Source organism: Methyloglobulus sp., assembly GCF_964779595.1.
Genome location: NZ_CBAROL010000052.1, coordinates 1 through 10,035 on the forward strand (window position 1 = coordinate 1; position 10,035 = coordinate 10,035).

At 44.6% G+C, this 10,035-nt stretch carries 7 protein-coding genes; 6 read left to right on the forward strand and 1 reads right to left on the reverse strand.

Features of this window, described 5'->3' with window-relative positions:
• Positions 1 to 255: 255 nt before the first annotated feature.
• The gene (locus tag AC1YY3_RS12245) at positions 256 to 1,779 is read right to left on the reverse strand and encodes a CHAD domain-containing protein (protein ID WP_482194520.1); all 1,524 of its coding nucleotides are present in this window, start codon (positions 1,777 to 1,779) and stop codon (positions 256 to 258) included.
• Between the two features lie 133 nt (positions 1,780 to 1,912).
• On the opposite strand from AC1YY3_RS12245, the gene AC1YY3_RS12250 reads away from it, so the two are divergent.
• The 6 genes from AC1YY3_RS12250 (at position 1,913) to phoU (ending at position 9,264) form a co-directional block, all read left to right on the forward strand.
• Positions 1,913 to 2,440 carry a SixA phosphatase family protein gene (locus tag AC1YY3_RS12250; protein ID WP_481825106.1) on the forward strand — a complete coding sequence of 176 codons (528 nt, stop codon included), beginning with the start codon at positions 1,913 to 1,915 and terminating at the stop codon, positions 2,438 to 2,440.
• A 100-nt stretch (positions 2,441 to 2,540) separates the two neighbouring features.
• Positions 2,541 to 3,524 carry a PstS family phosphate ABC transporter substrate-binding protein gene (locus AC1YY3_RS12255; protein WP_481825105.1) on the forward strand — a complete coding sequence of 328 codons (984 nt, stop codon included), beginning with the start codon at positions 2,541 to 2,543 and terminating at the stop codon, positions 3,522 to 3,524.
• Between the two features lie 241 nt (positions 3,525 to 3,765).
• Entirely contained in the window at positions 3,766 to 6,042 is a 2,277-nt protein-coding gene (locus tag AC1YY3_RS12260; RefSeq protein ID WP_481825104.1) for an ABC transporter permease subunit, read from the forward strand.
• Positions 6,039 to 7,694: a phosphate ABC transporter permease PstA gene (gene pstA / locus AC1YY3_RS12265; protein WP_481825103.1), complete on the forward strand. Its 1,656-nt coding sequence runs from the start codon at positions 6,039 to 6,041 to the stop codon at positions 7,692 to 7,694. Before AC1YY3_RS12260 ends, pstA begins: the two co-directional genes overlap by 4 nt.
• Before the next feature lie 38 nt (positions 7,695 to 7,732).
• Positions 7,733 to 8,530 carry a phosphate ABC transporter ATP-binding protein PstB gene (gene pstB / locus AC1YY3_RS12270; protein WP_481825108.1) on the forward strand — a complete coding sequence of 266 codons (798 nt, stop codon included), beginning with the start codon at positions 7,733 to 7,735 and terminating at the stop codon, positions 8,528 to 8,530.
• A 14-nt stretch (positions 8,531 to 8,544) separates the two neighbouring features.
• Positions 8,545 to 9,264, forward strand: a complete 720-nt coding sequence (gene phoU / locus AC1YY3_RS12275) for a phosphate signaling complex protein PhoU (protein ID WP_481825102.1) — start codon at positions 8,545 to 8,547, stop codon at positions 9,262 to 9,264.
• Positions 9,265 to 10,035 lie beyond the last annotated feature (771 nt).

Below are 10,035 nucleotides of genomic sequence, written 5' to 3' on the forward strand. Positions count from 1 at the left end.
GTAACTCAACAGCCCAAGCCACAACCAAACTCAATGCCGTCAAGGCTGCCGCCATACTGAAGAAGTCATTATGTTTGAAATGGTGTTTGTTGGATGATGTCTTATACATGGCTTAAGCCTTTTAAAAAGATTTCGACAGCATCAGTGTGGAGCAACCAAGTTAAAATATGATGACAGTTGTATGAAGGTTTTGTGACTGAAGATTGGAAGGGGAAGAGATCATTGCGGATTTATTGGGATTGGTATCATTTCCACTTATTTCCCAGGCTTGAAAAGGGTACAAAACAATTCCTGGTTTCCGGGCTTTATAAAACTCTCAAAATGTGTGGCGAAGCGACCTCTGGTTTTGCATTTGCGGTTTTCAAAGTCCTGTATCAACACCCCCATCGCCAGGAAGGTTTTGTTGGGTGTGTTGATGGTCTGCATCTCTTCACTGTATTGCTTTAGTTTTTCCTGTTGGATAACGTAGTCTTGATAATCTCCTAAAACATCTTGCAGACTTTTCAAACGCGTAATTAATTTATCAATACGCCGTTCTGGATAAAGATTTTGAAAAAATTCCATTAAATATCGCAATTTTTTGCAGGTTTTCCTGAGCTTATGCAGTGCTTCCGGCGGTGAATGGCGGTCAATCGCCTCGCCTTCCTTGATAACTTGCTTATAAGCTTTCCAGAGCCTTTTATTGGCTAACTCCTTTATGGTCAATGTGGCATCCGCTTCAGTTGGATTTTGAGATGGGGACGAAGAAAGGTATTCTTCCCATTCTGCGAGCAGCTTTAAGTACTTGCTTGAACGCAGTTTTCTGGCGAGTTGTTTGTGCGATTTTAGCTTTTTTGCAGCCAAAAAATGTTGCAGTGGGGTGATGCTTTGCCGGATAATCGCAGGCAATTTCTTTTTGTATTGTTCAAAATTCAACAAATACACGTCTAAATCGCGTGTTTCCCCAGTAATTTGCCCAAGCCAGGAGAAGAATTCCTTATATCGGGCAAGCACGTCTTCTGGCAGCACATTCGTCATTTGGCTTAGTCCGACGCGTGTTCGCCTAGTTGCAACCCTGAAGTCGTGCAAAAATTCACTGTCAATATCAGCTATCGTTCCTTGTTCGTTCACCCTGATAGTCCGCAACAGATAGCTGAATATGTATTTGCTGGCGATGTCGGCACGCATTTCAGGGGTAAGGTGAATATCCAGTTTCGACGAATAATCTTTGGGATGTCGGCCTTGTAATCTTAATGCTGCTAGCAACAAAGGTTTGTCAACGGTCTTTAAACCCAGATCCGTGAGCATTTCAGTAATGCGCTCGGCAACTTTGTCATAGCCCTTGACGGGAATGAGGGTAAGGCGATTTTTGAGTAATTCAAACTCTTCGATCAGTACGTACAGTACAATTTTGCCTTCTTCGTTAACAATATTAAGGTGATAAGCCTCACATTCCAGGGTACAGACTGCCAGTAACGCACGCATTTCTAGTGTGGATTCTAGGATCTGGCGCACTTTGCCGGGATTAAATTGTTTGCTGAATGACGGAACGTCAAAAAGTATGGTGCTGGCGACAAGTTCGCCATTTTTTCTATTGCTTATTTGCAGCGAAGAGGTTTGTTTCGAGCGATTAAATTCACAGCTTAAGCCCTGTTTGTATAAGCGCCAATCAAAGCTGTCATAATAGGTTTTCAAAAAATACTGTTTAGAGTAATGGTCTATTTCAACCTTTTCACTTAACGTTGCAATCAGTTTTTCAGCCGTGATTGTTGTGGGTAACTCATAATGCGTAGCCTTCATGCTATAGGATGCCTTTTATGGTGGTCGTTTACACATAACTGTAATATTTTAGTGTTAATGTTTTGTGACAACATAATATATCGTTCGGATTTAAGATATAAAAGGTGATTATCAACATAACACGAGCATCAATATGAGTAGAGAATTATGGTTACTGCGACATGGCAAAGCTGAACGGTTTGATAGTAGTGAAGACTATGACCGGACGTTAAAAAAGCGCGGTAAACGTGATGCCAAGCGCATGGGCGAATGGATGAAAGAGGCTCAGTCCTTGCCTGATCTGGTTATCAGCTCACCTGCAATCCGCGCAATTACCACAGCAAAAATAGTTTGCGACCTATTTAGTGTAGACCATCGGCATATCCAGCAGGAAAAACGCTTGTATGATGAAGGTTTAGTCCGGGTAAAGTCCGTGCTGGCTGATTGTCCGGCTACATTTAGCCGAGTGTTACTGGTTGGGCATAACCCAGAGCTAGAAGATTTATTAAGCTATTTGGTTAATGAAACTGATTTGCCCGACCATAAAAAACTGTTCCCAACAGCCGCGTTGGCACGATTAATGTTGCCCGATGACTGGTCGCATTTGGACAAAGGCTGTGCACAATTGCTATCGATTACCTACCCAAAATCCTTGTTGGAAGAAAACCTAGAAGAAAGTTAAGCAAATTGTGTCATTGTCATATTTCTGTCATAAAGTGGGATTATGCTACCGCAAACTAAATGTACTAACCAAACCTACTGTCTATCATAAGAGAGCTAAAATGAAATTACTGTTTAAAACGAAGTCACTTATTGCTGCGATGGGCCTTGTTTCTGCTGGGCTTACGGGTAATTTTGCCCATGCAGGGCAGACTGTTGATGCTGCCATCCCTGAATATCAAGCCGCCACTGGCATATCTGGCAATCTGTCCAGCGTTGGCTCTGATACCTTAGCCAACTTGATGTCGCTTTGGGCAGAAGATTTTAACCGTGCTTATCCCAACGTCAATATTCAAATTCAGGCCGCAGGTTCTTCTACCGCGCCACCTGCGCTGACTGAAGGCACATCCAACCTTGGGCCTATGAGCCGCGAAATGAAAGATGATGAAATAGAAGCTTTCGAGGGTAAACAGGGTTATAAACCGACCGCTATACCCGTAGCAGTGGATGCCCTTGCCGTTATGGTCAATAAAGACAATCCTGTTAAAGGCTTGACGATGGAGCAAGTTGACGGCATTTTTTCTTCCACCAACAAATGCGGTGGCGCAGCCAGCATTGAGACCTGGGGTGATGCGGGTGTTGCAGCATGGGGCGCAAAAAGTATGCAGTTATACGGGCGTAACTCAGTATCGGGTACTTATGGCTATTTTAAAGAACATGCCTTATGTAAGGGTGACTTTAAAAGTAATGTTAACGAACAGCCAGGTTCAGCCTCGGTCGTTCAGTCAGTTACAGAATCCGTCAACGGTATTGGTTATTCTGGCATGGGCTATACCACTTCCGGTGTAAAAATGGTGCCTTTGGCAAAAAAAGGCAGCACAAGCTTTGTTGAAGCCACACCTGAAAACGCGCTCAACGGGACTTATCCTTTGACACGTTACCTGTTTATTTACGTTAACAAAAAACCAAACCAACCGTTAGCGCCGCTGGAAAATGAATTTATCAAGATGGTATTGTCAAAAACGGGGCAACAATCGGTTATCAAAGATGGTTACATCCCATTGCCAGCGAATGTCATAGAAAAGGCATTGGCGGCGATCAAGTAGATCGTACCTAACAGTGTTGTAGTGGTCGAGGACTCGTAAACAAGGATGTTTAGTCTGCATTAACCATTTCCCCCTCAAAGTAATGGTTGCACAGACGATATGGCCGAAGACTGGAAACAGACTTCGGCCATTTTTTTATGTCCCTAGTCAGTAATACGTTTAAAATGGATTTCTGGGTTTTTTTAAAGTTTAAATGTAATGAATACACAAAGTTGTCACTTATTGAAACTACAATAGTCGCATGTCTGAGAACCTAACGAACCCAACACCGTCAGCGGTAACGCTTGCAGCAAGCAAACCTTACCAAAAGTGGCGATTACTAAAAGATGCCTTGGCACGTTACGGCGTTGTCGGCGGCGGTCTCGGTGTCATTGTCGCTATCGTATTGATTTTCTTTTACTTGCTTTATGTGGTTTTGCCTTTGTTTGGATCGGCAGCGGCTAGTTCAATCGCCGAATACGATGTTCCTGAAAAAACGTTGGGCAAGACTGTGTTGCTGGAAGCGGAAGAACAAAACGAAGTGGCAGTTCGTTTTACTGACAGCGGAAACGTCGTGTTTTTTGATGTTGCTACTGGCAAGGTTCTGTTCGCTCAGGCAATAACGCTTCCTGAAGGAAGCCATATCACCAGCTTTGCCCAAAGTAGCCTAATTAGCCAAGCTAGTGTTGCTTATGGGCTGTCAGATGGCAGGGCAATCATCGTAAAGCATCAATACAAAGTTACTTATCCCAACAATAAACGTCAGATTACGCCTTCAATCGAATATCCCTTAGGCGAACAACCACTGATAATCGACGAGTCCGGTGCTGCTTTGGAAAAGCTTGCGGTGAAGGTAGAAGCTGACAAGACCATTGTTGTGGCAAAAGCCGCCGATAAAGTGCATCTGGTCAGTTTTTCCAAGGAACAAACCTTATTTGCCGATGCAGCGACCACGACCCGGACAGCTGCGGTGTTGGAGGCTTCTGCTAAAACGATTGTTGACCTGTTAATTGATAAGGAAGATAGCCAACTTTACCTTGTAGATGACGAAGGCCTGTTGAGTGCTTATGACATCAACGACAAAACAGCGCCTAAATTAAAACATCAACAAAACGTAGTGGAAGCGTGGAAAAAAATTACCAGCCTGACGTTCTTGAATGGTGACCTTTCCTTGTTAGTCGGCGACTCAACGGGTTTGGTGTCACAATGGACACAAGTCAAAAACGAACTTAAGCAGCTCGCCTTTAAAAAAATCCGCTCATTTAAAGTATCAAACGAAGCGATTGTTTCTATCGAATCGGAACAACGCCGCAAAGGTTTCATGACGGTCGATGCCAGTGGCTACGTCGGTATATACCATTCCACGGCTGAACGGGAACTCATTAAAGAGCGCATCAGCACGTCACCACCGATAGCTGCCTTGTTATCGCCAAGGGCGAATCGGTTGTTGCTAGAATCACAAGATGGGAAAATCCATGTTTGGCGACTAGAAAACGAACACCCAGAGGTTTCCATAAAATCGTTATGGCAACAAGTCTGGTACGAAAGCTACCCAAAACCTGATTATATCTGGCAATCCTCGTCTGCCAGCAATGATTTTGAGCCCAAATACAGCCTGATCCCTTTAGTCTTTGGCACATTGAAGGCCGCCTTTTATGCCATGTTGGTTGCCATGCCACTCGCCCTGATGGGGGCGATTTATACGGCATATTTTATGGCACCGAAAATGCGCCAGGTCGTAAAGCCTACTATAGAACTCATGGGTGCACTGCCGACGGTCATATTAGGGTTTTTGGCAGGTCTTTGGTTAGCGCCGTTTATAGAAAAGCATTTGGCGGGATTGTTCTTATCGCTGATTTCCCTGCCCATCGCCATTATGTCATTCGCCTTTTTCTGGCAATATTTGCCGAAAACCCTACGTCAAAAAATACCTGAAGGCTGGGATGCTGCTATTTTAATACCCGTTATCATCATCGTTAGCTGGTTAGCTTTCACCATAAGCGTACCTTTGGAAACCTTTTTGTTTCACGGCACGTTACGAGACTGGTTTAGCCGTGAATTCGGCATCGGCTACGACCAACGCAATGCCTTGGTAGTCGGTATCGCAATGGGTTTTGCGGTGATCCCCACCATTTTTTCGATAGCCGAGGATGCCATCTTCAGCGTTCCCAAGCATTTGACAGTGGGTTCTCTGGCATTGGGAGCAACCACTTGGCAAACCATGACGCGGGTGGTTTTGTTGACTGCCAGCCCAGGCATTTTCTCAGCCGTCATGATCGGCTTGGGACGTGCTGTTGGCGAAACCATGATTGTGTTAATGGCTACTGGCAATACGCCCGTCATGGATTTCAGCGTGTTCCAGGGCTTACGTACACTGGCTGCCAATATTGCCGTGGAAATGCCCGAATCGGAAGTCGATAGCACCCATTACCGCGTGTTATTCTTGGCGGCCTTAGTGCTGTTTATCTTCACTTTCGTATTCAACACCTTGGCAGAAATTATTCGCCAACGCTTGCGGGAAAAATACAGCTCATTATGATTAGTTCATGGTTTAAAAGTGGGTCACCCTGGATATGGCTGAATGCGGCTGCGGTCAGCGCTTGCCTGATTATGATCGTCGGCGTGTTAGGCCTGATTGTCGTGCGCGGCATCGGTCATTTCTGGCCTACCCAAGTCACACGGTTCAGTTATCAGGAAGATAACGCCCAGGTAAAAACACTTTTTGCGGAAATTGTAGACACCAGCGTTACCCCTGCGGCTGCGGCAAAAATTTCCGGCTATAAAATGGCCGATAATGAAGAAGCCTTGGTGCAGTATCAGATTAAAACCGGCAATCGTGACGTTACCGGTGCTGATTTTCGCTGGTTACAGGAAAGCAATATTAAAAGCCAAGACCAACCTGCCGATCTCATGGTGGTAGAACGTCGGGAATGGGGCAATTTTTACGGTCAGCTTGTCGCGGTCAAAGAAAACAGTAAAACCCTTGCCAGCGATGGTGAAGCGTGGTCTGTAGCACAAACAAAAATCGACGAAGCCTTAACCGTTTATGAAGAAATCGCCCATCTGGAAAAGAAAGAAATCGGCGCGATTAATTACAGTTTGGAACAGTTAAGGCTAAAAGGAAGAAGCCTGGAATTAAAAGATCGGCTTGATGAAACGGCTAAGGCAGCCATTGAAAATGAAAAAACCGAGCTTAAAAAGCAATACGAACAATACCAAATACAGCTGAGAACCTTATATCAAAAAATAAGGAGCGCCAGCTTGGTGGCGAAAACCGACAGTGGTGCGGAAGTAGTTATTCCTGTCGCTAAAGTCGTCAGGATATATCAACCCAATAACATGAACCTGTTCCAGAAAATAGGCCATTATTTCAGCAAGCTGGGCGAATTTCTGACCGATGATCCACGAGAAGCCAATACCGAAGGCGGTATCTTCCCCGCTATCTTCGGCACTATCATGATGGTGTTGATTATGTCCCTCATCGTCACGCCTTTTGGTGTTATCGCGGCGGTTTACCTGCGCGAATATGCCAAACAAGGCTTTACTACACGCTTGATACGGATTGCGGTCAACAATCTCGCCGGTGTGCCTTCTGTGGTTTATGGCGTGTTTGGCTTGGGCTTTTTTGTTTATATTCTGGGTGGTAATATTGATAAGCTGTTTTACCCCGAATCTGCCCCTGCACCCGTTTATGGAACGCCAGGATTATTATGGGCATCAATAACACTAGCACTGCTCACTTTGCCCGTCGTCATAGTCGCCACCGAAGAAGGCTTGGCGCGTATACCAAAATCCATACGAGAAGGCAGTCTGGCATTAGGGGCCACCAAATTTGAAACCTTGTGGAACACGGTTTTACCGATGGCTAGCCCCGCCATTATGACCGGAATGATCTTGGCGGTTGCCAGGGCTGCGGGAGAGGTTGCACCGCTAATGATGGTCGGTGTGGTTAAACTTGCGCCCACCTTGCCGCTGGACGGCAATATGCCGTTCGTACATTTGGACAGAAAATTCATGCACTTGGGTTTTCATATTTATGATGTCGGCTTTCAAAGCCCTAATGTCGAAGCGGCACGGCCTTTGGTGTATGCGACGGCATTGTTGCTGGTCTTGGTGATTATTGGACTTAATCTAGCCGCAATTGTTATCAGAAATAATTTGCGCGAAAAATATCGGGCATTGGAAGGTTAATAGTGACGACAGAACAAACACGTACCCACGCAATCGACATGAATTCCATTTTACGTGGACGCGATAGTGCCTCAGAACAGCTTGAGATAACCATCAAAATAGAAAACCTCAACCTGCATTATGGACAAAAGCAAGCCTTGCATAACGTCAGTATGGATATACCCAAAAAAAGGGTAACTGCGTATATAGGACCTAGTGGCTGTGGTAAATCCACCCTGCTGCGTTGCATTAACCGTATGAATGATCTGGTGGATAGTGCAAAAATCGACGGCAAGATTTTGCTGGATAATGAAAATATATATGACAAATCGGTCAACGTAGCGGCTTTACGGCGACGTGTAGGAATGGTGTTCCAAAAACCCAATCCCTTTCCTAAGTCTATTGCTGAAAACGTCGCTTACGGTTTACGGATACAAGGTATCAATGACAAACGAACGCTGGACGAAACCATAGAAAGTGCCTTAAGAGGTGCGGCGCTTTGGGATGAGGTTAAGGATCGTTTAAATGATAACGCGTTGGGTTTATCCGGCGGACAACAACAACGTTTGGTGATTGCCAGAGCCATTGCCATCGAGCCAGAAGTGTTGCTATTGGATGAGCCCGCTTCGGCATTAGATCCAATTTCAACCCTCAAAATCGAAGAGCTGATTAACGAGTTGAAAGAAAAATACACCATCGTTATCGTCACGCACAATATGCAACAAGCTGCGCGCGTTTCTGACTATACTGCATTCATGTATATGGGTGAATTGATTGAAATAGGCAACACCAGCCAACTATTCACCAACCCCAAAAAGAAACAAACCGAAGACTACATCACCGGTCGGTACGGTTAATCAGGAGAAATCAAATGGATAATACCAATATCGGGCATCATATCTCTGAGCAATTCAACAAAGAACTCGAAGATATTCGGAACCACGTCTTGACGATGGGCGGCTTGGTTGAAGAGCAGATTGAGCAGGCGATCAAGGCATTTACTACCTCAGATGTAGAACTGGCCGAGCAGGTTATCAAGCAAGACAACCAGATTGATGCCCTGGAAAAAGTGCTAGACCGGGAATGTATGCAGATCATGGCACTGCGCCAACCGACCGCATTCGATTTGAGGCTACTGATTACTGTCCTGCGGATCATCAACGAATTGGAACGGGTCGGTGATATGGCAGAGCATGTCGCTAAAATGGCAATTCATCTATCCAACATTGAAGGCAACAAAAGTGAATCGTATTACGAAATCCAGCATATAGCCGATTTGGTCAAGGCTATGTTGCACGATGCCTTGGATGCGTTTGCGCGGATGACGGTCGAACAAGTACCCGCCATCACGGGCAGGGACGAAAACGTAGACCGTGAATATGCTAGCATCATCAGGCAGCAGATCACCTACATGATGGAAGACCCTAGAAATATTACCCGTACTATCAACGTCCTGTGGACTGTGCGCTCACTGGAACGCATAGGCGACCATGCTTGCAATATTTGTGAACACTTGGTCTACATGATTAAGGGCGAAGATGTCCGCCACATCAGCCGTGCTGAATTGGAAAGGAAGGTTAAAGGTGAATAGAGCGGCTGGCTTTATGTACAAATGGATTCCTTCGGTCATGGAAGGGCCTAATCAGGGGTTACTTAGCCAATTGTTGAAAGTTACCTGGAATTCCTAAAAACCCAAACTTATCTTTTTCCCTTATAGAAGGGACTGCTCGATACAACTTAGCGGTAATGGATACCGCCCCTTTTATCTAAAGAAATCCCAGATAAGCTTGATTTGAGAGAGCTTCTTAGCTTATCCGTGAGTTATATAAGTCCGATAAATAAGCTGACAATATATGTCATATTGCGACTGGCACTGTCACATCAAAAACTCATTACTTCGTCAAATCAGCTTTCAAAGATTGTCATCCCGGCATAAGATTTGCCGGTCAGCGGTTCAACTTCTCATCTGCTCTCAGTCCAGCTATCGTTGGATCAACGGGTTGGCCTATAAAATATAGTTTTTAAGTAGAATCAGTAATTTAATCGTTATGTTGAATTATTTCGGCATGTTTTTTGCTTTATTTTATAGTCTATTGCGGTAACGAGAATGAAAAAGCACTTAAATGTCAAAAAATCAGCTTAATAAGGAACTAAAACCTAATGGAAAGCATCCTTTATTTTTAATAAAGACGTAGAAAAATAGTAATTTAAAGAATGGCGAATTCAACTCTGAAGTGCAATTCTAGTATTCATGCGGCTTGTCGTTTGTCGACGCCAAAAAATACCGCATGGGGTGTTTTGTAGTTTAGCGTTTTTCGTGGTCTGTGATTAAGTTTTTGCATGACAGCCTCTACTTGACTCT